The sequence below is a fragment of the Uruburuella suis genome (assembly GCF_022870845.1).
Classification (GTDB): domain Bacteria; phylum Pseudomonadota; class Gammaproteobacteria; order Burkholderiales; family Neisseriaceae; genus Neisseria; species Neisseria suis.
Genome location: NZ_CP091507.1, coordinates 1,143,265 through 1,166,171 on the forward strand (window position 1 = coordinate 1,143,265; position 22,907 = coordinate 1,166,171).

Annotated in this window: 19 protein-coding genes; 11 read left to right on the top strand and 8 right to left on the bottom strand. The window is 53.9% G+C overall.

Features of this window, described 5'->3' with window-relative positions; all coding sequences use genetic code 11:
• The first annotated feature begins 112 nt into the window (after positions 1 to 112).
• From LVJ78_RS05065 to LVJ78_RS05090, 6 genes are all read left to right on the top strand, one after another.
• Positions 113 to 538, top strand: a complete 426-nt coding sequence (locus LVJ78_RS05065) for a YidB family protein (protein WP_132954822.1) — start codon at positions 113 to 115, stop codon at positions 536 to 538.
• A 241-nt stretch (positions 539 to 779) separates the two neighbouring features.
• Positions 780 to 1,673, top strand: a complete 894-nt coding sequence (gene argB, locus LVJ78_RS05070; protein WP_132954821.1) for an acetylglutamate kinase — start codon at positions 780 to 782, stop codon at positions 1,671 to 1,673.
• A gap of 564 nt (positions 1,674 to 2,237) precedes the next feature.
• Positions 2,238 to 2,987, top strand: coding sequence for a molybdate ABC transporter substrate-binding protein (modA, locus tag LVJ78_RS05075; RefSeq protein WP_132954820.1), 750 nt, complete (start codon positions 2,238 to 2,240; stop codon positions 2,985 to 2,987).
• Between the two features lie 132 nt (positions 2,988 to 3,119).
• Complete coding sequence (locus LVJ78_RS05080; protein WP_132954819.1) at positions 3,120 to 3,710, top strand: acetyltransferase; 591 nt, start codon at positions 3,120 to 3,122, stop codon at positions 3,708 to 3,710.
• 195 nt (positions 3,711 to 3,905) lie between these two features.
• A complete protein-coding gene (gene modB / locus LVJ78_RS05085; protein ID WP_132954818.1) occupies positions 3,906 to 4,577 on the top strand; it encodes a molybdate ABC transporter permease subunit in 672 nt (223 codons plus the stop codon).
• A 2-nt stretch (positions 4,578 to 4,579) separates the two neighbouring features.
• Complete coding sequence (locus LVJ78_RS05090; RefSeq protein WP_132954817.1) at positions 4,580 to 5,227, top strand: ABC transporter ATP-binding protein; 648 nt, start codon at positions 4,580 to 4,582, stop codon at positions 5,225 to 5,227.
• Between the two features lie 64 nt (positions 5,228 to 5,291).
• On the opposite strand, the gene LVJ78_RS05095 is transcribed toward LVJ78_RS05090, so the two are convergent.
• The 5 genes from LVJ78_RS05095 to LVJ78_RS05115 form a co-directional block, all read right to left on the bottom strand.
• A complete protein-coding gene (locus tag LVJ78_RS05095) occupies positions 5,292 to 6,311 on the bottom strand; it encodes a hypothetical protein (protein ID WP_132954816.1) in 1,020 nt (339 codons plus the stop codon).
• A gap of 68 nt (positions 6,312 to 6,379) precedes the next feature.
• Complete coding sequence (dinB, locus tag LVJ78_RS05100) at positions 6,380 to 7,459, bottom strand: DNA polymerase IV (RefSeq protein ID WP_132954815.1); 1,080 nt, start codon at positions 7,457 to 7,459, stop codon at positions 6,380 to 6,382.
• An 88-nt stretch (positions 7,460 to 7,547) separates the two neighbouring features.
• Entirely contained in the window at positions 7,548 to 8,183 is a 636-nt protein-coding gene (locus LVJ78_RS05105) for a SanA/YdcF family protein (RefSeq protein ID WP_132954814.1), read from the bottom strand.
• Between the two features lie 531 nt (positions 8,184 to 8,714).
• Positions 8,715 to 10,391 carry an AMP-binding protein gene (locus LVJ78_RS05110; protein ID WP_132954813.1) on the bottom strand — a complete coding sequence of 559 codons (1,677 nt, stop codon included), beginning with the start codon at positions 10,389 to 10,391 and terminating at the stop codon, positions 8,715 to 8,717.
• Positions 10,392 to 10,625: 234 nt separating this feature from the next.
• Complete coding sequence (locus tag LVJ78_RS05115; RefSeq protein WP_244802570.1) at positions 10,626 to 11,378, bottom strand: IS5 family transposase; 753 nt, start codon at positions 11,376 to 11,378, stop codon at positions 10,626 to 10,628.
• Positions 11,379 to 11,727: 349 nt separating this feature from the next.
• Here LVJ78_RS05115 and LVJ78_RS05120 point away from each other — a divergent pair, with 349 nt between their 5' ends.
• Positions 11,728 to 12,492: an IS5 family transposase gene (locus tag LVJ78_RS05120; protein WP_244802560.1), complete on the top strand. Its 765-nt coding sequence runs from the start codon at positions 11,728 to 11,730 to the stop codon at positions 12,490 to 12,492.
• Between the two features lie 44 nt (positions 12,493 to 12,536).
• On the opposite strand, the gene LVJ78_RS05125 is transcribed toward LVJ78_RS05120, so the two are convergent.
• The 3 genes from LVJ78_RS05125 to mnmA all read right to left on the bottom strand — a co-directional run bounded on the left by LVJ78_RS05125 (position 12,537) and on the right by mnmA (position 16,283).
• Complete coding sequence (locus LVJ78_RS05125; protein WP_244802601.1) at positions 12,537 to 13,289, bottom strand: IS5 family transposase; 753 nt, start codon at positions 13,287 to 13,289, stop codon at positions 12,537 to 12,539.
• 150 nt (positions 13,290 to 13,439) lie between these two features.
• Positions 13,440 to 15,113 (bottom strand): AMP-binding protein, encoded by a 1,674-nt coding sequence (locus LVJ78_RS05130; RefSeq protein WP_132952526.1) that lies wholly within the window; start codon positions 15,111 to 15,113, stop codon positions 13,440 to 13,442.
• A gap of 66 nt (positions 15,114 to 15,179) precedes the next feature.
• Complete coding sequence (gene mnmA, locus LVJ78_RS05135) at positions 15,180 to 16,283, bottom strand: tRNA 2-thiouridine(34) synthase MnmA (protein WP_132952524.1); 1,104 nt, start codon at positions 16,281 to 16,283, stop codon at positions 15,180 to 15,182.
• 285 nt (positions 16,284 to 16,568) lie between these two features.
• Between mnmA and LVJ78_RS05140 the strand changes: the two genes are divergently transcribed.
• The 4 genes from LVJ78_RS05140 (at position 16,569) to aceF (ending at position 22,883) form a co-directional block, all read left to right on the top strand.
• The gene (locus LVJ78_RS05140; protein ID WP_132952522.1) at positions 16,569 to 17,306 is read left to right on the top strand and encodes an SDR family NAD(P)-dependent oxidoreductase; all 738 of its coding nucleotides are present in this window, start codon (positions 16,569 to 16,571) and stop codon (positions 17,304 to 17,306) included.
• Positions 17,307 to 17,345: 39 nt separating this feature from the next.
• Positions 17,346 to 17,960: a Smr/MutS family protein gene (locus LVJ78_RS05145; RefSeq protein ID WP_132952520.1), complete on the top strand. Its 615-nt coding sequence runs from the start codon at positions 17,346 to 17,348 to the stop codon at positions 17,958 to 17,960.
• 451 nt (positions 17,961 to 18,411) lie between these two features.
• Positions 18,412 to 21,090 (top strand): pyruvate dehydrogenase (acetyl-transferring), homodimeric type, encoded by a 2,679-nt coding sequence (gene aceE / locus LVJ78_RS05150; RefSeq protein ID WP_132952518.1) that lies wholly within the window; start codon positions 18,412 to 18,414, stop codon positions 21,088 to 21,090.
• A gap of 122 nt (positions 21,091 to 21,212) precedes the next feature.
• Positions 21,213 to 22,883 carry a dihydrolipoyllysine-residue acetyltransferase gene (gene aceF / locus LVJ78_RS05155; RefSeq protein WP_132952516.1) on the top strand — a complete coding sequence of 557 codons (1,671 nt, stop codon included), beginning with the start codon at positions 21,213 to 21,215 and terminating at the stop codon, positions 22,881 to 22,883.
• Positions 22,884 to 22,907 lie beyond the last annotated feature (24 nt).

Sequence of the window (22,907 nt, forward strand, 5' to 3'; positions counted from 1 at the left end):
AAAAGAAAAATCTTTCAGATGGCCTTGATTTTGTTAAATTAAAATTTCTATATATCCATAAAGCGCTCTGCTACACTAAAACCCTTTCCAACCTTTTATATCGGACACAATCATGGCTTTGATGGATTCTTTACTCAATGCGGCAATGTCGGCCATCGGCAATCAAAACGGCGACGGCGGCCGGCAAAATGCCGCGCTGGGTATGTTGATGGAATTGGTGCAGCAAAACGGCGGCATCGGCAATTTGATGGCCAAGCTGCAACAAGGCGGCTTGGGCGATGCGCTCAATAGCTGGATTTCCACCCAAAGCAGCAACCAAAGCGTGAGCGGCAGCGATTTGCAGCAGGCGCTGGGCGGCAATGCCATCGAGCAAGTGGCGGCCAAATTCGGCTTAAACGGCCAGCAAGCCAGCGATTTGCTGGCGCAATATCTGCCCAATCTGGTCGACAGCGCCACGCCCGAGGGTAAAGTGCAGGATGCCGACGGCTTCGGCTTGGATGACTTGGCTTCGCTGGTGTTGAAAAATCTGGTGAAGTAAAGCAGCAGAATAATGAAAGGCCGTCTGAAAAATGATTTCAGACGGCCTTTTGTTTGTATTGTGTTTATTGCTTGATTGATGATGAATGATTAATATTGCCTCTTGTATTTGCAGGCGGCTCTTCCGCTATAATAGGCCGTCTGAAACCCATTAAAAAAGTAAGCTTACAAGGCGGAACAACGCGGCAAGCTTGCTTTTTCGGATGGGCATGAAACCCTGCAAACCCGTTTGGAGAAATGCCATGATTGAAGCCGAACACATTCCGCCCGGCGTGAAAGCCAGCATTCTGGCCGAGGCGCTGCCTTATATCCGCCGCTTTTCCGGCTCTACCATCGTGATTAAATACGGCGGCAATGCCATGACCGAGCCGCATTTGAAAGAAGGCTTTGCCAAAGATGTGGTGTTGCTCAAGCTGGTGGGCATCAATCCGGTGATTGTGCACGGCGGCGGCCCGCAAATCAACGATATGCTCAATAAAGTGGGCAAAGAGGGCACGTTTGTGCAGGGCATGCGTGTGACCGACGGCGAAACCATGGACATTGTGGAAATGGTGCTCGGCGGCCATGTGAACAAAGATATTGTGTCGCTGCTGAATCAAAACGGCGGCAAGGCCGTGGGCATCACCGGCCGCGACAGCCATTTTATCAAGGCCAAAAAGCTCTTTATCAACACGCCCGAGCGCAACGGGGTGGACATCGGCCAAGTGGGCGTGGTGGAGAGCATCGATTGCTCGCTGATTAAAGGCATGGTCGAGCGCGGCTATATTCCGGTGGTGGCGCCCATCGGCGTGGGCCGCCAGGGTGAAGCGTTCAACATCAATGCCGATTTGGTGGCGGGCAAGCTGGCCGAAGAATTGAATGCCGAAAAGCTGGTGATGATGACCAATATCACCGGTGTGATGGATAAAGAAGGCAATCTGCTCACCAATCTCACGCCGCGGCGCATCGACGACTTGGTGGCGGATGGCACGCTTTACGGCGGCATGTTGCCGAAAATCAGCTCGGCCATTGAAGCGGCCACCAATGGCGTGAAAGCGGTGCACATTATCGACGGGCGCGTGCTCAATGCGCTGCTGTTGGAAATTTTCACCGATAAAGGTATAGGCTCGATGATTTTGGGCAAAGAGCCGGATTAATACCAATCCAAAAAAATAACCTAACTTCGTTGGCTCGCCTAGCCGTACTATAGATACGGCAATTAATTATTGAATATTCACATCCTCTTACCCGCAGCAGAAACCTGTTCCCTCTCCCGTGGGAGAGGGCTAGGGAGAGGGCAACAAGCCAAAGGCTTGTTTGCCGGCATCTGAAAATGTTCAATATTTAATTGCCGAATCAATAGGTGTACTGTCTTCGGCTCGCCGCCTTGTTAGCTTACTTTTTTTGAATTGGTATAAAAGCTATAGGGGTTGCAGCAAGGCCGTCTGAAAAATGTTTCAGACGGCCTTTTAGGGTCTGTTCACATTTCATCCGTGCGTAAGATTTTGAGCGCAAAAGCGCGCTTGCAAGGCGAAAAGCGCAGCAAGGTTGGACACCTTGCGAGCATTTTCAACGTAGCAGGCGCGTTTTTGAGCCAAAAGATTGCCATGAGATGAATTGTGAACAGACCCTAGTTCTAAAGTAGTAGTTATAAATGAGTATAACAACGCATCGCTGCCAATGTTAAAAACCCACAGCTCATACACAATCAAAGGAAAACCATGAACATCCGCCTGAATTTTGCACTGGCCGCGCTGCTGCTTACGCCCGCGGCTTTCGCTGCCGAAATCACCGTGTCGGCCGCGGCCAGCCTGAGCAATGCATTTAAAGATATTACCGTGCAATATGAAAAACAGCATCCGCAAGCCAAAATCAACCTCAACACCGCTGGCTCGGGCGCATTGCTGCAACAAGCGCTCAAAGGCGCGCCGGTGGATGTGTTGGCCTTTGCCGATGAAGAAACCATGGATAAAGCCGCGCAAGAAGGCTTGATTGATAGCAAGGCGCGCCACACTTTTGCCCGTAATTCGCTGGTGATTGCTGCGCCCGCTGCCAGCACACTGCGCATCAATCAATTGTCGGATTTAAACGCGCCCGCCATCAAGCGTATTGCTGTGAGCAATCCGGCCAGCGTGCCGGTGGGGCGCTACACCAAAGCGGCGCTGGAAAAAGCCGGCTTGTGGGCGGCGCTGCAACCGAAAATCATCAACACCCAGCATGTGCGCCAATCGCTCGATTATGTGGCGCGCGGCGAAGTAGATGCGGGCTTTGTGTATAACACCGATGCCGCGCTGATGCGCGATAAGGTGAAAGTGTTGCGCACCGTGCCCACCACCACGCCGGTTTCCTACCCGATTGCGGTGGTGAAAAGCAGCCAAGAGCAGACCGAGGCGATACGCTTTGTGCAATATGTGCGCTCTGCGGCCGGGCAGGCGGTGTTGAAGCGGTATGGGTTTGCGGCGGTGCGTTGATTTTGTTTGACGATAATTGCTTTTAATTTGTGCGTAGGGATATTTGGTGGATTTGTCACTTAAAATGGCTGCCTACTAATGGCATAATTATAAAACTTTTGTGTTTTGGGTGCCGGATAAGAGAGAAAAATCATGAAATCACCAAATCTGTATATTTACGGTGGCGGCGGCCATGGGCAGGTGGTTGCCGATATCGCAAGAAGTGTGGGTTATCAAAATATCAGCTTTTTAGATGATGCCCATGGGCGTAAATTTGATGAGCATTTGCCCAAAGGCGACATCATCGTGGCCGTGGGCGACAATGCCGTGCGTGAACGCTTGGGTCGTAAAGTGGCAGCGGCGGGCTTTCGTTTGGTAAGCTTGGTGCACCCCAGCGCCGTAATTTCACCTGATGTTATATTAGGAAATGGCGTAGTGGTGATGCCGCTGGCTGTGATTAATGCAGGCGCCTGCGTGAATGAGGGCGCCATTATCAATACGGCTGCGGTGGTGGAGCACGATTGCATCATCGGCGCTTATGCGCATATCTGCCCGCGTGTGGCACTGGCAGGCAATGTAACGGTGGGTGAGCGGGTGCAGGTGGGCATCGGCAGCTGCGTGATTCAGGGTTTGAGCATCGGTGCAAACAGCATCGTGGGTGCGGGCAGCGTGGTGGTAAAAAATATTGCGGCCGATGTGGTGGCTTTCGGCAATCCGGCGCAAGAATGCCGCAATCTGGTTTGAGTGCTGAAGCCGCTAAACCAATTGGGTTCTTTCACCTTGTCAAACACAATGCCAGTTGTGTAAAGGCCGTCTGAAAGGTTTTAAGCAGTTTTTATGTTGGATGGTTATGCTGATTTGGATTGGTATAACATGCCGTCTGAAACATTCAGACGGCCTTTTTTCGGAAGTTAATTCGGAAGTTAAGAAGAATAAATAATGGATGCAACGGTTGGTGTGGCTCTGTGGCTCTCACTCAAAGTGGCGGGATTGGCCACGCTGCTCAATATCGTGTTGGGCACGGCAGCCGGCTTTGTGCTGGCGCGTTGGCGCTTTGCCGGGCGCGATGTGCTCGATACGGTGCTCACGCTGCCGATGGTGATGCCGCCTACGGTGCTGGGCTATTATCTCTTGGTGCTGCTCGGGCGCAACGGCCCGATTGGCGGCTGGCTGCAAAACACGTTCGGCATCAATCTGATATTTACCTGGCAGGGCGCGGTGATTGCGGCAATGGTGGTGACTTTTCCGCTGGTGTTCAAGCCCGCCCGTGCGGCGTTTGAAGGGGTGAATCCGCAATTGGAGCAGGCTGCGCGCGTGTTGGGTTTGTGCGAGCGTTCGGTGTTTTTCCGCGTGAGCCTGCCTTTGGCCTGGCGCGGCATTTTGGCCGGTGTGCTGCTGGCTTTTGCCCGCGCGCTGGGCGAATTCGGTGCCACGCTGATGGTGGCCGGCAGCCTGCCGGGCAAAACGCAAACCTTGTCGATTGCCGTGTATGAAGCGGTGCAGGCGGGCGAAGATGCGCTGGCCAATCAATTGGTGCTGCTGATTTCGATGGTGTGCATTGTGATTTTGCTGGCGGTTGGTCGGTTGGCGCGTGCGCGGGACGGGAGATAAAGGTGTTGTTTGATATTGCCATCCATAAAAAGCTGCCGCAATTTTCGCTGGATGTGCAGCTGGCGAGCCAATCGGAGCGGCTGGCGCTGGTGGGCGCTTCTGGCTCGGGCAAAAGCCTCACCATGCAGCTTTTGTGCGGCCTGCTCAAGCCCGATGGCGGCCATATCCGCATCGGCGGCGAAACCTGGTTTGATGCGCACACCGATTTGCCGGTGCAATCGCGCCGTGCAGGGCTGATGTTTCAGGATTATGCGCTGTTTCCACATTTGAGTGTGGCGCAGAATATCGGCTTCGGTCTGCAAACCGGTTGGCGCAATCCGGGTAAAAAGCCGCATAAAACGGTGCAGCAATGGCTGGACACTTTGCAGCTGGCGCATGTGGCGCATCAGCGCCCGGGGCAGATTTCGGGCGGCCAAAAACAGCGCACGGCGCTGGCGCGCGCGCTGATTACCGCGCCCAAAATCTTGCTGCTGGACGAGCCTTTTTCTGCACTCGATACCGATTTGCGCCGCCACACCCGCACAGAATTGGCCGCTTTGCAGCGCCAAAGCGGCGTGCCGATGATTTTAATCACCCACGATATGGCCGATGCCGAAGCCTTGGCCGATGAGATTTGGCATATGGATAACGGGCGGGTGCAGCGCGTGTAGCATCATGCGGTGAGATGAATCAGGCCGTCTGAAAAAAGTTTCAGACGGCCTTTTTGATGGCGGGCTAAAAATAAGCGCTGCGCAGCGCGCTTTTGCCATACACCGCTTCATGCGCCTGGCGCACGCACAGGTGGTTGTAAGTGATGCGCTGGATGTGGTTGTTGTCGTGCACGTTGATTTCTGCGTTCAGCTGCGGCGGCAGGGCATCGGTGGCGATCGCGAAGTGCTGCCAATGCCCGCGGCTGATGTGCACAATGGCAAACATATCGGCGCTCACGCTGAAGCCTATGCTCAGCTCGATAGCGGAAGCTTGCAGGCAATAGCCGCTGTCGGCAAAAAAAGCGCAATGCGCGGCATCATCGTAGCGGTAAAGCTCGAGGCGCAGCCCGGGGCAGGCAAACAGCGAGGCAAACAGGCGTTCAAACAGCGAGGGATGGTGCACGCCCTCGCTGAGCATGCCGTAGAGATTGGCCAGCCAAGCGGTGTATTCGTCGAAAGTAAAGCCGAATGTTTGCAGGATAGGCGCCACATCTTCATCGGCGCGCGCAGCAATCAGCGCGGTGAATTCGCCGCTGATTTGCGGCAGGTGGCGGCTCAATACCTGATGCAGATGGTGCACAAACAGGCTGCTGCGATTGTAGGGATTGCGCAGCACATCCAAAAGCTTGAGCTGCAACACGCGCCACATGGCACGCGGCACTTTTTGCCGCCCCGAGGGCAGCACGCGCAAGCTGTTGCAGGATTCTTCGTGGCCGCTTTCGTGGCGGTTGAACCAGTTTTCCAGATTGTATTGCTTGCCCTCGCTGCCTTCCAAATGGGTGAGTGTGTAGAGGTCAGGTGCTTCCAGATTGCCCTCGATGTTGACGCTCAACACTTTGCCGCGATAAGGCTTGTGCAGCAGCGGGAGCGGCCAGCAATACACATTTTGATTTTGCGGATTAACTTGCGGATTGAAGGCATGCTGGCGCTGCTCGGTTTGCGCGATAAAGTGATGGCCGCGGGTGGGATTGGCCGTGAGCAGCGCATGCGGCTTGGCTTGGCATTCAGGGTAGTCGCAATCGCTGAGAATAAAAGCCCGCTGCATATTCAAACGCCCAAAAGTGAAAAACGCTTTGATTGTAAACCGTTTTGGCGGCAGATGAAATGCTGCTTTCAGACGGCCTTTTCAGCGGCTTCCTGCCACAGCGATTGCTGCTGGCCGCTGGGCAGCAGATGCCCCACGCCGATGCCGATCAGGCGGTAGGCATCATCGGCGGAGGGCGGCACTTTTTTCATCAACGCGGCGGCAGCCTGCGCCAGCGCGGCGGCATCGGGCAGCGCCGAAGAATAAGTGAGCGAGCGGGTGATGGTGCGGAAATCGGTGGTTTTGAGCTTGAGCGTTACCGTGCGCGCCTGCACGTTTTTGCGCACCGTCTGCCGCCACAAATCTTCGGCCAAATGCGGCAGGTGGCGGGCGATTTGCGCCAGCGGCAAATCTTCGGGCAGGGTGATTTCGGTGGAAATCTGCAAACGCTCGCGGCTGGGCTTCACCGGCCGCTCATCGATGCCGCGTGCCAAGTCATACAGGCGGTAGCCGTAGCGGCCGAAATGGTTGAGCAGCGCACCGCGCTCAAAGCCGCGCAAATCGCCGGCGGTGTGCATGCCCAGCGCGTTCATCTTTTGCAGCGTGACTTTGCCCACGCCGGGAATTTTGCCCAAAGGCAGCGTGTGGAGAAAGGCTTCGATTTTTTGCGGCGCCAACACAAATTGGCCGTTGGGCTTGCGCCAATCGGAAGCGATTTTGGCCAGAAATTTATTGGGTGCAATGCCGGCCGAAGCGGTGAGGCCGGTTTGCGTCAAAATATCGGCGCGGATGGCGCGCGCCACTTCGCTGGCGTAGGGCAGGTTGTGGAAATTGCGGGTCACGTCCAGATAAGCTTCATCGAGCGAAAGCGGCTCGATAAGGTCGGTGTATTGCGCAAAAACGGCGTGAATCTGCTGCGACACTTCGCGATATAAATCGAAATGCGGCGCGATATACACCGCCTGCGGGCAGCGGCGCTTGGCCGCGGCCACCGACATGGCCGAGCGCAGCCCGAATTGGCGTGCTTCATATGAAGCGGCGCAAATCACCGAGCGCGGCCCGTCCCACGCCACCACCACCGGCAAGCCTTTGAGCTGCGGCTGTTCGCGCAATTCTACCGAAGCGTAGAAAGCGTCCATATCGATGTGGATGATTTTGCGCACTTGCATAAAGGCCGTCTGAAAAGCAAAACGCTATTGTAATACCAAATCCTGCCATACCAAATCTGCAAGGCCGCCGGGCTGTGCAAAAAGCGTTTTACATGCCGTGTCGGGTAGGGTATTGCCGTATCGGCACTTGGGCGGTGCTGTGGGCGGGCCGGGCGCGGCGCAGCAAGTCATACCACATGCGCAGGCGGGCGAAGCGCTCGCGCAGATGCACTTTCCAGCCGGCGTGCACGCCGATAATGCGGGCATTGTAGGCCACGGCATTCAGGCCGCAGGCTTGCGCCTGCATCAGCGCGCGCTGGTTGTGGAAAGGCTGAGAAATAATGCACACGCTGTGTTGGGGAAAGCTTTGGCGGTAGCGCAAAATGCTGTCGAGCGTGCGCAGGCCGGCCGGGTCTTGCCACACGGCGGTTTCGGGAATGCCGGCGGCCACCAAATCGGCCTGCATGCACACGGTTTCGCTGGGCGTGTTATCGAGCCCGCTGCCGCTGACCACAAATTGCCGCACCTTGCCCGCCTGCCACAGCGCCACCGCCGCATCAATGCGGTATTGGTAATAGCGGTTGAGGCCGCCGCTGCCCACATATTTGGCCGTGCCTAAAATCAGCCCGAAATCGGCAGTCGGCGTGTGTGCCGCATCGGCATGGCTGCGGGCGCGGGCACGCAACAACACATAAAGGTCGGCCGCAATCAGCGCCCCGGCAAGCAATATCAGGAAAATCAGCATTTCAGACGGCCTTTGGCAGAATTGCCGGAAAATAAAACAAAGATAACAAGCATATCATGCTTGCTGCGTTTGGGCGGGCGCTGCTTTGGCGTCTGTGTTTAGGCTGCGCATTGTTTTAATTGCTGAGATCTTTGCAAAATCAGATATTTGTCGCACTCGTGCAGGCCGGGCTCCTGCCTGAGCAGGTGCGACGGAAAGGGTGTTTTGCAAAGGATTTTTGCTATCAAACCTGAAGCAATGCATATAATACCAATTCTAAAAAATAACCTTACAAAATAAAAGCAATTCGGCAGCATCATCCGCGTAGGTCGAATTCTTGAATCCGACGTTTGGCCAACGGCCAAAGCGATGTGCGTGCCTTGTTCTGCGAACAAGTGTCGGATTCGAGAATCCGACCTACAGGCTGCCTGTTTGCATATTATTTTTTTGAATGGGTATAAATCAAAGCAAGTTCGAGAAAAGATTCAGGCCATCTGAAAGGTTTCAGACGGCCTGCGTTGTTAAATGCCAATGTCAATGCAAACGCTGAGATTACAATGCTTTTTGCGCCTCATCACGCAGTTCGCGGCGCAGGATTTTGCCCACATTCGATTTGGGCAGCTCATCGCGAAACTCGATGTTTTTCGGCACTTTGTAGCCCGTGAGCTCTTGCCGGGCGAAGCTGACCAGCTCTTCTTCGGTGAGCGAAGGATCTTTTTTCACCACGAAAAGCTTCAGCGCTTCGCCGGTTTTTTCGCTGTTGATGCCGATACAGGCCACTTCGAGCACTTTGGGGTGATGGGCGATGACGTCTTCGATTTCGTTGGGATACACATTAAAGCCCGACACCACAATCATGTCTTTTTTGCGGTCCACCAGCTTAATCCAGCCTTTTTCATCGATCACGGCCACGTCGCCGCTGGCTAAAAAGCCGCGCGAATCCAGCGCTTTGGCGGTTTCATCGGGGCGTTGCCAATAGCCTTTCATCACCTGCGGGCCTTTAATCCACAATTCGCCGGGCTGCCCCACGGCCACTTCTTTGCCTGCATCGTCGCGGATTTCAATCTCGGTGCCTGGAATCGGCAGGCCGATGCTGCCGGTGTAGGCGGTGATGTTGATCGGGTTGATGGTTACGCCGGGGCTGGCTTCGGTGAGGCCGTAGGCTTCCACAATCGGTATGCCGGTAACGGCTTTCCATTTGTCGGCCACGGCTTTTTGCACTGCCATGCCGCCGCCCAAGGCGAGCTTCCAGCGCGAGAAATCAAGGCTTTTGAAATCGTCGCGATTCACCAAGGCGTTAAACAAGGTGTTCACGCCCACAAACACGGTGATGTTGTGTTTTTTGATGTCTTTAATCAGCGCAGGCAAATCGCGCGGGTTGGTGATGAGCAGGTTGGTGGCGCCCATTTCCATGAAAAACATGGTGTTTACCGTGAGCGCGAAGATGTGGTAGAGCGGCAGGGCGCTGATGGCGGTTTCTTTGCCGCAATCGAGCGATTGGCCGATCCATTCTTTGGCTTGTATGATATTGGCGCAAATATTGCCGTGGGTGAGCTCGGCGCCTTTGGCCACGCCGGTGGTGCCGCCGGTGTATTGCAAAAAGGCGGTGTCTTCCAACGTGATGTCGACCGGGATAAACGGCTTGGCGCGGCCGATGGCGATGGCCTGATTGAAGGCAACGGCGCCGGGCAGGTGATAATCGGGCACCATTTTTTTCACTTTGCGCACCACTAAATTGGTGATCCAGCCTTTGAGGCCGCCGAGCAAATCGCCGATGCTGGCCACCACGATATTTTGCACTTTTGTTTTGGGCAGCACCAATTCGAGCGTGTTGGCGAAATTTTCCAGCACGATAATGGTGGTGGTGCCGCTGTCGTTGAGCTGGTGCTCCAGCTCGCGCGGGGTGTAGAGCGGGTTGACGTTGACCACTACCATGCCGGCTTGCAGCGCGCCGAAGAGCGCCACTGGATATTGCAGCAGGTTGGGCATCATAATCGCCACGCGTTCGCCGCGCGGCAGCTTGAGGTGGTGCTGCAAAAATGAGGCGAAATGCCCCGATAATTCAGCCAGCTCGCCAAAAGTCATGCTTTTATCCATATTGATAAAAGCAGTGCGGTCGGCATAGCGCTCGGTGCTTTGGCGGAACACGTCGACAATTGAGCTGAATTGGCGCACGTCCACTTCGGCACGCACGCCTTCTTGATAGCTTTGCAGCCAGATTTTCTCCATGATGTCTCTCCTGATGACAAGTCTTTATTTATTGTGTGTATAGCGGTGGCTTGTTCATATTGCCGGCCCGCGCCGGTGCTTTGCGCAGGTGGTTCACAATATAGCGTAAATCTTTTGGTGATGGCAGAAATTATTTCGAGTAAGTGCTTTACTTGTGCGGGAGGCCGTCTGAAAACGCATTGGGCAGGAAATGATTGCTGTTTGGACGCCCTAGGGCGTCCTGACAATTACTTGTCATAAAGGCAGCCATAGCATAATACAAGCTAAAGCAACTACGCTTTCATAATGCCTTTTCAAACGATCGTAACGGGTGGCAACCGCACGAAAATGTTTCAATTTTTCAAAGGCATTCTCTACCAAATGCCTCGCTTTATACAAATACCAATCCATACACACATTCAGACGCTCCCTGTCTTTTTTATAAGGAATATTCGGCCTGATGCCCATATCGGCAAGCAACTGCCTGAAAGCGTCAGAGTCATAACCTTTGTCGGCAGTCAGCACTTCGGTTGAGGATAAATCTACGCTATCCAGCAATTCCGGTGCCGCAGTAATGTCATTAACCGTTCCCGATGTGACCTTGAAACCTACAGGGTTTCCACAGGCATCGACAGCCAAATGAATTTTAGTGCTATTGCCACCACGGCTGTGGCCGATAGCGGCTGCCTCTCCAACAGTTGCCGCTGCATGTTGGTGGACTTTGACATAGCTGCCGTCAATAAATACCCATTCCATATCGGGGAATTCGGTCAAGGCATTGAGTATGCTTTGAAAAATCCCTTTCTCCGACCATCTATGGAAGAGGCGCAACAGGGAATTGCCTTTACCGAAAAACGGCGGGATGTCTTCCCACGGTATGCCGGTTCTGATGCGGTAAAGTATGCCTTCTATTTTGAGGCGCAGATTTTTCTTGTGGTAAACGCCTAAATCGAGCAGAATGTTTAACAGCTTTGACCAGTATTCATCTTTGAGTAGTGTTCGAGGCATGGCAGATAAGTATGTTTTGTTTGGCGACAAAAATTTTAACTTATCTGCCTTTCTTTTATCTGATTATTTTTATGACAAGTAATTGTCAGGACGCCCTAGGGTCTGTTCACCATTCATCACGTGGCAATCTTTTGGCTCAAAAACGCGCCTGCTGCGTTGAAAATGCTCGCAAGGTGTCCAACCTTGCTGCGCTTTTCGCCTTGCAAACGTGCTTTTGCGCTCAAAATCTTACTCGCGGATGAATTGTGAACAGACCCTAGGGTCTGTTCACAATTACTTGTCATAACATTGAATAAAAAGGAAAGCAGGTGTAAAAAGGGAGCTCTCACACAACCCTAATACACCTGCCATGCCCCGCACACTACTCAAAGATGAATACTGGACGAAGCTGTTGCCCATTCTGCGTGATTTGGGTGTTTATTGCAAACCCAATCTACGCCTGATTTTCGAAGGCATCCTATACAGAGTCAGAACCGGCATCCCTTGGCGCGATCTGCCCGAGTATTTCGGCAAACACCATACCGTTTACACGGCTTATAACCGTTGGTCGGCAAAAGGTATTTTTGCCGAAGCCTTAAAAAAGCTCAGCCAAGACTGTGATTTGGAATGGGTAGCCATAGATGGCAGCTATGTTCGGGCGCATCAACATTCAGCCGGCGCCTCATGGCTCAGCGAAGAAGAGGAACACGCAATCGGTATGAGCCGGGGCGGGATGACCAGCAAGATTCATCTGGCGGTAGACGTCTCAGGCAATCCGGTTGAGATTATCATTACTGCGGGCAATATCAACGATATCAGCGTTGCGCCGGAATTGCTTGATAACATCGATCTTGCCGGAACTGAGCTTGTGAATGCGGATAAGGGCTATGATTCAGACCGACTCAGGGAACAGATAGAGGAAAGTGGCGCGAAAGCCAATATTCCCTATAGAAAAGACAGGGAAGAGAAAAATAAAGACATGGACTGGTATCTTTATAAAATCAGGCACTTGGTGGAGAATACTTTTTGTCGTCTGAAACATTTCCGAGCGATTGCCAGCCGCTACGATAAGCTAAAGCGCAACTTCCACAGCACGGTTTTATTGGGATGCATTGTGATGTGGCTACCTTTATGACAAGTAATTGTGAACAGACCCTAGGGCGTCCTGACAATTACTTGTCATAAAGGCAGCCATAGCATAATACAAGCTAAAGCAACTACGCTTTCATAATGCCTTTTCAAACGATCGTAACGGGTGGCAACCGCACGAAAATGTTTCAATTTTTCAAAGGCATTCTCTACCAAATGCCTCGCTTTATACAAATACCAATCCATACACACATTCAGACGCTCCCTGTCTTTTTTATAAGGAATATTCGGCCTGATGCCCATATCGGCAAGCAACTGCCTGAAAGCGTCAGAGTCATAACCTTTGTCGGCAGTCAGCACTTCGGTTGAGGATAAATCTACGCTATCCAGCAATTCCGGTGCCGCAGTAATGTCATTAACCGTTCCCGATGTGACCTTGAAACCTACAGGGTTTCCACAGGCATCGACAGCCAAATGAATTTTAGTGCTATTGCCACCACGGCTGTGGCCGACAGCGGCTGCCTCTCCAACAGTTGCCGCTGCATGTTGGTGGACTTTGACATAGCTGCCGTCAATAAATACCCATTCCATATCGGGGAATTCGGTCAAGGCATTGAGTATGCTTTGAAAAATCCCTTTCTCCGACCATCTATGGAAGAGGCGCAACAGGGAATTGCCTTTACCGAAAAACGGCGGGATGTCTTCCCACGGTATGCCGGTTCTGATGCGGTAAAGTATGCCTTCTATTTTGAGGCGCAGATTTTTCTTGTGGTAAACGCCTAAATCGAGCAGAATGTTTAACAGCTTTGACCAGTCTTCATCTTTGAGTAGTGTTCGAGGCATGGCAGATAAGTATGTTTTGTTTGGCGACAAAAATTTTAACTTATCTGCCTTTCTTTTATCTGATTATTTTTATGACAAGTAATTGTCAGGATGCCCTAGCGACAAAAAGGCCGTCTGAAAAATGTTTCAGACGGCCTCGGATGAAAAAGCTCAAGCTTGCTGCGCTTCTTCGCGCAATTCGCGGCGCAGGATTTTGCCCACGTTTGATTTGGGCAGCTCGTCGCGAAATTCGATGTCTTTGGGCACTTTATAGGCGGTGAGCTCTTGGCGGCAATAAGCGATTAATTCTTCGCGCGTGAGCGAGGCATCTTTTTTCACCACAAATAATTTCAGCGCTTCGCCGGTTTTCTCGCTGGCCACGCCGATGCAGGCCACTTCGAGCACTTTGGCGTGATGCGCCACCACTTCTTCGATTTCGTTGGGATACACATTAAAGCCCGACACCACAATCAAATCTTTTTTGCGGTCTACAAGCTTAAACCAGCCTTTTTCATCCATCACGGCAATGTCGCCGGTTTCGAGAAAGCCGCGTGCATCGATGGTTTTGGCGGTTTCTTGCGGCCGCTGCCAATAGCCCTGCATCACTTGCGGGCCTTTCACCCACATTTCGCCGGGCATGCCTTGCGCCACAAGCTTGCCATCGGCATCGCGCAATTCCACTTCGGTGGAAGGCACGGGCAGGCCGATGCTGCCGGTGTAGGCGGGGATGTTGAGCGGATTACAGCACACACCGGGGCTTGCTTCAGTGAGGCCGTAGGCTTCCACAATCGGTGTGCCGGTGATGTTTTTCCATTTTTCGGCCACGGCTTTTTGGGTGGCCATGCCGCCGCCGAGCGTGAGCTTGAGGCCGGAGAAATCCACTTCGGCAAAATCGGGGCGGTTGACCATGGCGTTAAACAAGGTGTTCACGCCGATAAACACGCTGATTTTGTGTTTTTTCAAATCGCCGATAAAGCTTTTCATGTCGCGCGGGTTGGTGATGAGCAAAATGCGCGCGCCGGCCTGCATGAAAATCATCAGGTTTACCGTGAGCGCAAACACATGGTAAAGCGGCAATGCGGCGGTAACCACTTCTTTGCCGGGCGTGAGCTGGTTTTGAATCCATTCCGCGCCCTGCATCATATTGGCGCAGATATTGCCGTGGCTGAGCACCGCGCCTTTGGCCACGCCGGTGGTGCCGCCGGTGTATTGCAGAAAAGCGGTGTCGCCGCGCGCCAGGGCCACGGGCATAAAAGCCTGCGCCGCGCCTTGCGCCATGGCTTGTTTGAAAGGAATCGCGCCGGTAATGCGGTAGTCGGGCACCATTTTTTTGATTTTGCGGATCACAAAATTCATCAGCGCTCCTTTGAGCGCGCCGAACATATCGCCGATGGTGGCCACAATCACATTTTTAATTTGCGTTTTGGGCAGCACCAATTCGAGCGTGTTGGCAAAGTTTTCCAGCACGATGATGGTGGTGGCGCCGCTGTCGTTGAGCTGGTGTTCCAATTCGCGCGGGGTGTAGAGCGGGTTGGTGTTGACCACCACCAGCCCGGCCTGCAAAATGCCGAAAATGGCGATGGGATATTGCAACACATTGGGCAGCATCACCGCCACACGCTCGCCGCGCGGCAGCTTGAGCGTGTTTTGCAAAAATGAGGCAAATTGCTGCGCCTGCTGCGCCAATTCGGCATAGCTGAGGCCTTTGCCCATGTTTTCAAAGGCGGTTTGCGCGCCGTATTTCTGCACGCTCTCTTCAAACACGCTGATAATCGACTCGTAGCGGCTGATGTCGATTTCGGCCGGCACACCGGCTTCATAGCTTTGCAACCAGATTTTTTCCATAAGAATAAAGGCTTTCTTTGAATAATGTGAAAGGCCGTCTGAAACCGTTCAGACGGCCTGTTTTGTTTATTTGCTGATAATTAAAGGTTTGTCGGTGCGCATAATCACGCCGCCGCCGAGGCAGATTTCGCCGTTGTAAAGCACGGCCGATTGCCCGGGCGTGACCGCCCATTGCGGCTCGTCGAATGTCAGCTCGATGGTGTCGTTATCCAGATATTTGAGCGAGCAGGGCGCATCGGCCATGCGGTAGCGGGTTTTGCAGCTGTAGCGGCCTTCGGCGGGGCGCTCGGGCAGGGTGAAGCTCAAATCGTTCATCACCAATGTGTCGGTAAACAAAAGCGGGTGGTTGTGGCCTTGCACCACGATTAATTCGTTTGCGGCCAGATTTTTGCCGGCCACAAACCACGGCTCGCCCGCGCCGCCTATGCCCAAGCCTTTGCGCTGGCCGATGGTGTAAAACATCAGGCCGACGTGTTCACCAACGATTTTACCCTCGGGCGTGACCATATTGCCATTATTCGTGGGTAGGTATTTTTGCAGGAATTCGCGAAAAGGGCGCTCGCCGATAAAGCAGATGCCGGTGCTGTCTTTTTTGGCGGCGGTGGGCAGGCGCGCTTCGGCGGCCAGGCGGCGCACTTCGGGCTTTTCCAAATCGCCCAGCGGGAAAATGGCGCGCTCAAGCTGATGCGGTTGCAGGCGGTAGAGGAAATAGCTTTGGTCTTTGTTTTGATCCAGGCCTTTGAGCAGATAATGAATGCCGCCGCGCACTTCTTTGCGCGCATAATGGCCGGTGGCAATCACATCCGCGCCTTGTGCGATGGCGTAATCGAGAAAGCATTTGAACTTGATTTCGGCATTGCAGAGCACATCGGGGTTGGGCGTGCGCCCGGCTTGGTATTCCTGCAGAAAATAGGCGAAAACTTTGTCTTTATATTGCGCGGCAAAATTCACAATATCAATGTCGATGCCGATAATGTCGGCCACGGCCATGGCATCGAGCGAATCTTCTTTGATGCTGCAATATTCGTCGTTGTTGTCGTCTTCCCAATTTTGCATAAACACGCCGTGCACATGATGGCCGGCCTCTTTGAGCAAATAAGCGGTTACAGACGAATCTACGCCGCCGGACAGGCCGACAACGATATTTTTGGGGGAGGAAGTAGCGTGCATGGTGCGGCAGATGGGGCGGCTGCGCGGCTTTGAAAGGCCGGTTGCGAAAGCGCATGTTTGCCATGCATTTGCAATCGGGCGTAAAGCGGGAGGCCGTCTGAAAAATAATAAAGAGCGTAATTTTAGCATACTTTCAGACGGCCTCAATCGACATGCGTGAAGGTGCGCAATCGAATGAGAAATGTTATGGCAGAACACATGCATGTAAAGAAATGTGATGCTGCCATACAGCAGCCGTCGGACGGGTAAAATGAAGCGCAATCCATGAAAAAGGCCAAACCAAATATGAAACGCAAGCTAATTATCAGCGGCCACAGCAACGGCTTAGGGCGTGCGCTGGCCGAATATTATTTGCGCTGGGGTGATGAGGTGCTGGGTTTGTCGCGGCGGCGGGTGGCTGTTGAGTCGTCTGAAAAATTTCAGCAGCATATTATCGATTTGAGCGACAGCGCTGCCGTGGCCGCGCTGCTTTCAGACGGCCTGATTGCTGATTTTATGCATGCGGCCGATGAGGTGGTGTTGATTAACAATGCCGGCACGGTGCAGCCCAGCGCCATGCTCGGACGGCAAAACGATGCCGAAATTATCACATCGGCGGCTTTAAACATCACCGCGCCCTTGCTGCTGGCTAATGAAGTATGCCGGCAAAAACCCGCAAATGCAGTGCTGAAAATCGTGCACATCAGCAGCGGCGCGGGTCGAAATGCCTATCCGGGCTGGAGTGTTTACGGTGCCGGCAAAGCCGCGTTGGATCATCATGCCCGCTGCGTGGCGGCGGAACAATTGAGTGGCGTGCGCATTGCCAGCATTGCGCCCGGCGTGATCGACACCGGCATGCAGGCGCAAATCCGCGCAAGCGACACGGCCGATTTCCCGATGCTGGCGCGTTTTCAAGATTTAAAAGCGCAAGGCGGCTTGAGCAGCGCAGAAGAGATTGCCGCACACATTGCCGCCATGATTGCCGACCGGAATTTCGGCAAGGCAATTGTGCAAGATGTACGCGATTGGCAGCCTTCGGCATAATATATTCATATGAAAAAAGGATAATGAGCAGGTAAAAGCATGAGCAGCGATTTTGAACACACTTTGAAAATGCTGGGCAAGCAGGCCCGGCAGGCAGAAAAAGCACGTATTGAAGCCGAAGCGGCACAGCGCCGGCGCGAGGCGGAAATCGTGGATTTTGCCGCTGCTGTGGGCGAGGTGGTGCCGCTGAAAAACACGCAGCGTTATGCGCCGCCGCGTGATGCATCGCCCATCAAACCGCGCGCCAAAAATGAAGCGGCGCGGGCAGAGGAAGATTATTTCTACGTCGGCACCGGCGGCTTTGATGAGCCGCCGGCCACGTTCAGCAAAAACGGCCAAGGGCAAAACGACATCCGCCGCCTGCAAAGCGGCCATTGGCCGGTGGTGGCCGATGTGGATCTGCACGGCTACACGCAGGAAGAAGCGCAGCAGGTGCTGAACGAATTTATCGATTTCACCGCCCGGAGGGGCGTGTGCGGCGAAATCGTGCATGGCAGCGGCTTGGGCTCTTCGGGCTATAAGCCGGTGCTCAAAACGCTGGTGCGCCGCTGGCTGATGGCGCATCCCGATGTGCTGGCCTATGCCGAGCCGCATCCGGGCAACGATGGTGCGGTGCGCATTTTGCTGCGTCGGCGCACGGCATCGGAAGCATGATTGCAACATGGGAAATTTACCCGTTTTAACGGTGTTGCAGGCCGTCTGAAAGGCAGCGGGGTGATGTGTGTGAAATGATTCGTTTTTGTTGGTTTATAATCGAAATGGAAAAAATTTCAGCATATTGAAACGATGATTGTTCGGAAAAGAATAATTGGATGAAAACATCATGGTTGAGCCGCGCTGTTTTCCTGCTTGGCGGCGCTGCGCAAATTTGCCAGCAAGGCGGTTTGCTGATACGATTTAAGCGTTCATATTTTAAATTTGCAGCGACATTACAGCGGGTTAGTTTAATATCTTCATTAAGCAACTGATAATGCGCTGTTTTGTTCCGTCAATGCCCGAGAATATAAGCTTTTTGCTCTAATATTCGGGCAGGTTCGAAAACGAAAAGGCGGCCTTTGAGCAGGCCGGTTGATAACCCATCTCAATCTTTATAGGAAGGATGACTATGTCCACCCAAACCAACGATGTTAACGACATTGATCCGATTGAAACCCAGGAGTGGTTGGATGCATTGAGCTCTGTGCTGGAAAGCGAAGGCACCGAGCGCGCGCATTTCCTGCTGGAAAATCTGGTGAAATACACCCGCCGCCGCGGTGTGCATTTGCCGTTTGATGCCACCACCGCTTATCTGAACACCATTCCGGTGGGCAAAGAGCAAAAATCGCCGGGCAATCAGGAATTGGAACACCGCATCCGCTCCATTATCCGCTGGAATGCCGCCGCTATGGTGTTGCGCGCCGGCAAAAAAGATTTGGAGCTGGGCGGCCACATCGCTTCTTTCCAATCTGCCGCCACCTTGTATGACGTGGGCTTCAACCATTTCTGGCACGCCAAACACGATGATGCCGAGGGCGATTTGGTGTTTATCCAAGGCCACTCCGCGCCCGGCATTTATGCCCGCGCTTTCGTGGAAGGCCGCTTGAGCGAAGATGAGCTGAATAATTTCCGCCAAGAAGTCGAGGGCAAAGGCCTCTCTTCTTATCCGCACCCGCACTTGATGCCCGATTTTTGGCAATTCCCCACCGTGTCTATGGGTTTGGGTCCGTTGATGGCGATTTATCAGGCCCGTTTCCTGAAATACCTGGAATCGCGCGGCCTCACCAAAACCAAAGGCCGCAAAGTGTGGGTGTTCTGCGGTGATGGCGAGATGGACGAGCCGGAAAGCCAAGGCGCGATTTCGCTGGCCGCCCGCGAAGGCTTGGACAACCTGATTTTTGTAATCAACTGCAACCTGCAACGCCTTGACGGCCCTGTGCGCGGTAACGGCAAGATTATTCAAGAGCTGGAAGGCAACTTCCGCGGCGCCGGTTGGAATGTGCTCAAAGTGATTTGGGGCAGCCGCTGGGATGCGCTCTTGGCGCGCGATACCGACAACGAACTCAAAGCGCGTATGGATGAATGCCTCGACGGTGATTATCAAACCTATAAATCGAAAGACGGCGCTTATGTGCGCGATCATTTCTTCAACACCCCGAGCCTGAAAGCCATGGTGGCCAATATGTCGGACGCAGAAATTTGGGCGCTCAACCGTGGCGGCCACGATCCGCACAAAGTGTATGCCGCCTATTATGAAGCGGTAAACAACCCCGGCGGCCGCCCCACCGTGATTTTGGCCAAAACCATCAAAGGCTATGGCATGGGTGCTTCCGGCGAAGGCCAAAACACCGCCCACCAAGCCAAAAAAATGGATCAGGATTCGCTGAAAAAATTCCGCACCCGTTTCGACATTCCTGTTACCGACGAGCAAATCGAAAGCGGCGATCTGCCTTATTACCGCTTCCCGGAAGACAGCGAAGAAATGCGCTATCTACGCGAACGCCGCAACAGCTTGGGTGGCTATCTGCCGCAACGCAATCCCAATCTGGAAGCGCTGCCGATTCCCGAGTTGTCGGCTTTTGATGCGCAGCTGCAATCAAGCGGCGAGCGTGAATTTTCCACCACCATGGCGTTTGTGCGCATTTTGAGCACCCTGCTCAAAGACAAACAAATCGGCAAACGCATCGTGCCGATTGTGCCCGATGAAAGCCGCACCTTCGGCATGGAAGGCATGTTCCGCCAATACGGCATCTGGAATCCGAAAGGCCAGCAATACACCCCGCAAGACAAAGACCAGCTGATGTTCTACAAAGAATCGGTTGACGGCCAAATCCTGCAGGAAGGCATCAACGAGCCGGGCGCGATGGCCGACTGGATTGCCGCGGGCACAAGCTATGCCAACAGCCATTTTGCGATGATTCCGTTTTACATCTACTACTCGATGTTCGGCTTCCAGCGCGTGGGCGATTTGGCTTGGGCGGCGGGCGATATGCACACTCGCGGCTTCTTGATCGGCGGCACCGCCGGCCGCACCACGCTCAACGGCGAAGGCCTGCAACATCAAGACGGCCACAGCCAGATTCAGGCCGACCTGATTCCGAACTGCATCTCTTACGACCCGACTTTCTCATACGAAGTGGCCGTGATTGTGCACGACGGTTTGCGCCGCATGTATGTGGATCAGGAAGATGTATATTACTACCTCACCGTGATGAACGAAAACTACACCCATCCGGCCATGCCGCAGCGCAAAGGCATTGAAGAAGAAATTCTCAAAGGCATGTATTTGCTCAAAGCCGGTGAAAAAGGCGATAAAAAAGTGCAGCTGATGGGCTCGGGCGTGATTCTGAACGAGGTAATCAAAGGTGCCGAGTTGTTGAAAAACGATTTCGGTGTCGATGCCGATATCTGGTCGGTGCCCTCATTCAACCTGCTGCACCGCGATGCCATAGAAGTGGAGCGCTACAACCGCCTGCACCCGCTGGAAGAAGCCAAGCTGCCGTTTGTGACCCGCCAGCTGCAAGGCTATGAAGGCCCGGTGATTGCCTCCACCGATTACATCCGCAGCTTTGCCGACCGCATCCGCGCCTATATTCCCAACAATTACCATGTGTTGGGCACCGACGGCTTCGGCCGCAGCGATTCGCGCGCCAACTTGCGCGACTTCTTCGAAGTCGACAGCCGCCATGTGGCCGTAGCCGCCCTGAGCGCGCTGGCCGAACAAGGCAAAGTGGGCAAAGAAGTGGTGCAGCAAGCCATTGAGAAATACGGCATCCAAACCGATACCGCTCCGAGCTGGAAACGCTGATGCCTTTCAGACGGCCTTGTGTTTTAAAGGCCGTCTGAAACCGCACCGTTTCCCCCTCATATATATCGAACAACTGTTCTGCAATGCGCGCACCGTATTGCAGCCCGTTAAAGGAAAACACGATGAGCCAAATCGTAGAAATCAAAGTGCCCGATATCGGCGGCCATGAAAATGTGGACGTGATTGATGTGGCCGTTAAAGCCGGCGACACCATCGCCGTAGACGACACCCTGATCACCCTCGAAACCGACAAAGCCACCATGGATGTGCCCGCCGATGCCGCCGGCGTGGTGAAAGAAGTAAAAGTCAAAGTGGGCGACAAAGTATCGGAAGGCAGCGTGATTGTGGTGGTGGAAGCCGCTGCGGCCGAAGCAGCTGCACCAGAAGCCGCGCCGGCCGCCGCGCCCGCACAAACCGTTGCGCCTGAATCGGTTGCGCCTGCCGCACCCGCTGCGCCCGCCGTTGCCGCGCCAGCCGCCGCAGCGATTGCAGCCGTGGAAGTGCCCGATATCGGCGGCCATGAAAATGTGGACGTGATTGCCGTAGAAGTGAAAGTGGGTGACACCGTTGCCGAAGACGACACCTTGATTACCCTCGAAACCGACAAAGCCACCATGGATGTGCCCAGCAGCGCCGCCGGTGTGGTGAAAGCCGTGTATGTCAAAGTGGGTGATAAAGTATCGCAAGGCAGCAAAATTATCGAAGTGGAAAGCGAAGGTGCAGCCGCGCCGGCTGCTGCACCCGCTGCCGAAGCGGCACCTAAAGCAGCTGCACCTGCCGCTGCACCGGCGGCAACTCCTGCTGCTGCGCCTGCTCAGGCAGTGCCCGTGGCCGCATTCGGCAACACGCCGGTGAATGAAACCGCGTTTGCCAAAGCCCACGCCGGCCCCTCTGCTCGCAAACTCGCGCGCGAATTGGGTGTGGATTTGGGCTTGGTGAGCGGCAGCGGCCTCAAAGGCCGCATTATGGGCGAAGACATCAAAGCCTTTGTGAAAGCCGCCATGCAAGGTGGTGCCGGCAAAGGCGCACCGGCAGCGGCTTCTGCCTCTTTGGGCGGCGGCTTGGATTTGCTGCCGTGGCCGAAAGTGGATTTCAGCAAGTTCGGCGAAATCGAAGTGAAAGAGCTGAGCCGCATCAAGAAAATTTCCGGCCAAAACCTGTCGCGCAACTGGGTGGTGATTCCGCACGTTACCGTCAACGACGATGCCGACATGACCGATTTGGAAGCTTTCCGCCAGCAGCTCAACAAAGAATGGGAGCGCGAAGGCGTGAAACTCTCGCCGCTGGCCTTTATCATCAAAGCTTCGGTGAACGCGCTCAAAGCTTTCCCCGAGTTTAATTCTTCGCTCGACGGCGATAATCTGGTGTTGAAAAAATATTACAACATCGGCTTTGCCGCCGACACGCCCAATGGTTTGGTGGTGCCGGTGATTAAAGATGCCGACAAAAAAGGCCTTAAAGAAATCAGCATCGAATTGGGCGAATTGAGTAAAAAAGCCCGCGAAGGCAAGCTCAAGCCGCAAGACATGCAGGGCGCATGCTTCACCATTTCCAGCTTGGGCGGCATCGGCGGCACCGGCTTCACCCCGATTGTGAACGCACCCGAAGTGGCTATTTTGGGCGTGTGCAAATCGCAAATGAAGCCGGTGTGGAACGGCAAAGAATTCCAGCCGCGCCTGATGTGTCCGCTGAGCCTCTCTTTCGACCACCGCGTGATCGACGGCGCGGCCGGCATGCGCTTCACCGTGTATTTGGCCAATCTGTTGAAAGATTTCCGCCGCGTGGTGTTGTAAGGCTTTTCAGACGGCCTCTGTGAA

Excerpts from the sequence above, each read along its gene's own strand:
- dinB (WP_132954815.1), bottom strand. The coding sequence starts at position 7,459 with ATGCAAGTGCGCAAAATCATCCACATCGATATGGACGCTTTCTACGCT.
- LVJ78_RS05110 (WP_132954813.1), bottom strand. The coding sequence starts at position 10,391 with ATGGAGAAAATCTGGCTGCAAAGCTATCAAGAAGGCGTGCGTGCCGAA.
- mnmA (WP_132952524.1), bottom strand. The coding sequence starts at position 16,283 with ATGCACGCTACTTCCTCCCCCAAAAATATCGTTGTCGGCCTGTCCGGC.
- modA (WP_132954820.1), top strand. The coding sequence starts at position 2,238 with ATGAACATCCGCCTGAATTTTGCACTGGCCGCGCTGCTGCTTACGCCC.
- LVJ78_RS05130 (WP_132952526.1), bottom strand. The coding sequence starts at position 15,113 with ATGGAAAAAATCTGGTTGCAAAGCTATGAAGCCGGTGTGCCGGCCGAA.
- LVJ78_RS05095 (WP_132954816.1), bottom strand. The coding sequence starts at position 6,311 with ATGCAGCGGGCTTTTATTCTCAGCGATTGCGACTACCCTGAATGCCAA.
- LVJ78_RS05105 (WP_132954814.1), bottom strand. The coding sequence starts at position 8,183 with ATGCTGATTTTCCTGATATTGCTTGCCGGGGCGCTGATTGCGGCCGAC.
- LVJ78_RS05065 (WP_132954822.1), top strand. The coding sequence starts at position 113 with ATGGCTTTGATGGATTCTTTACTCAATGCGGCAATGTCGGCCATCGGC.
- LVJ78_RS05125 (WP_244802601.1), bottom strand. The coding sequence starts at position 13,289 with ATGCCTCGAACACTACTCAAAGATGAAGACTGGTCAAAGCTGTTAAAC.
- modB (WP_132954818.1), top strand. The coding sequence starts at position 3,906 with ATGGATGCAACGGTTGGTGTGGCTCTGTGGCTCTCACTCAAAGTGGCG.
- LVJ78_RS05140 (WP_132952522.1), top strand. The coding sequence starts at position 16,569 with ATGAAACGCAAGCTAATTATCAGCGGCCACAGCAACGGCTTAGGGCGT.
- LVJ78_RS05145 (WP_132952520.1), top strand. The coding sequence starts at position 17,346 with ATGAGCAGCGATTTTGAACACACTTTGAAAATGCTGGGCAAGCAGGCC.
- LVJ78_RS05080 (WP_132954819.1), top strand. The coding sequence starts at position 3,120 with ATGAAATCACCAAATCTGTATATTTACGGTGGCGGCGGCCATGGGCAG.
- LVJ78_RS05115 (WP_244802570.1), bottom strand. The coding sequence starts at position 11,378 with ATGCCTCGAACACTACTCAAAGATGAATACTGGTCAAAGCTGTTAAAC.
- aceF (WP_132952516.1), top strand. The coding sequence starts at position 21,213 with ATGAGCCAAATCGTAGAAATCAAAGTGCCCGATATCGGCGGCCATGAA.
- aceE (WP_132952518.1), top strand. The coding sequence starts at position 18,412 with ATGTCCACCCAAACCAACGATGTTAACGACATTGATCCGATTGAAACC.
- argB (WP_132954821.1), top strand. The coding sequence starts at position 780 with ATGATTGAAGCCGAACACATTCCGCCCGGCGTGAAAGCCAGCATTCTG.
- LVJ78_RS05120 (WP_244802560.1), top strand. The coding sequence starts at position 11,728 with ATGCCCCGCACACTACTCAAAGATGAATACTGGACGAAGCTGTTGCCC.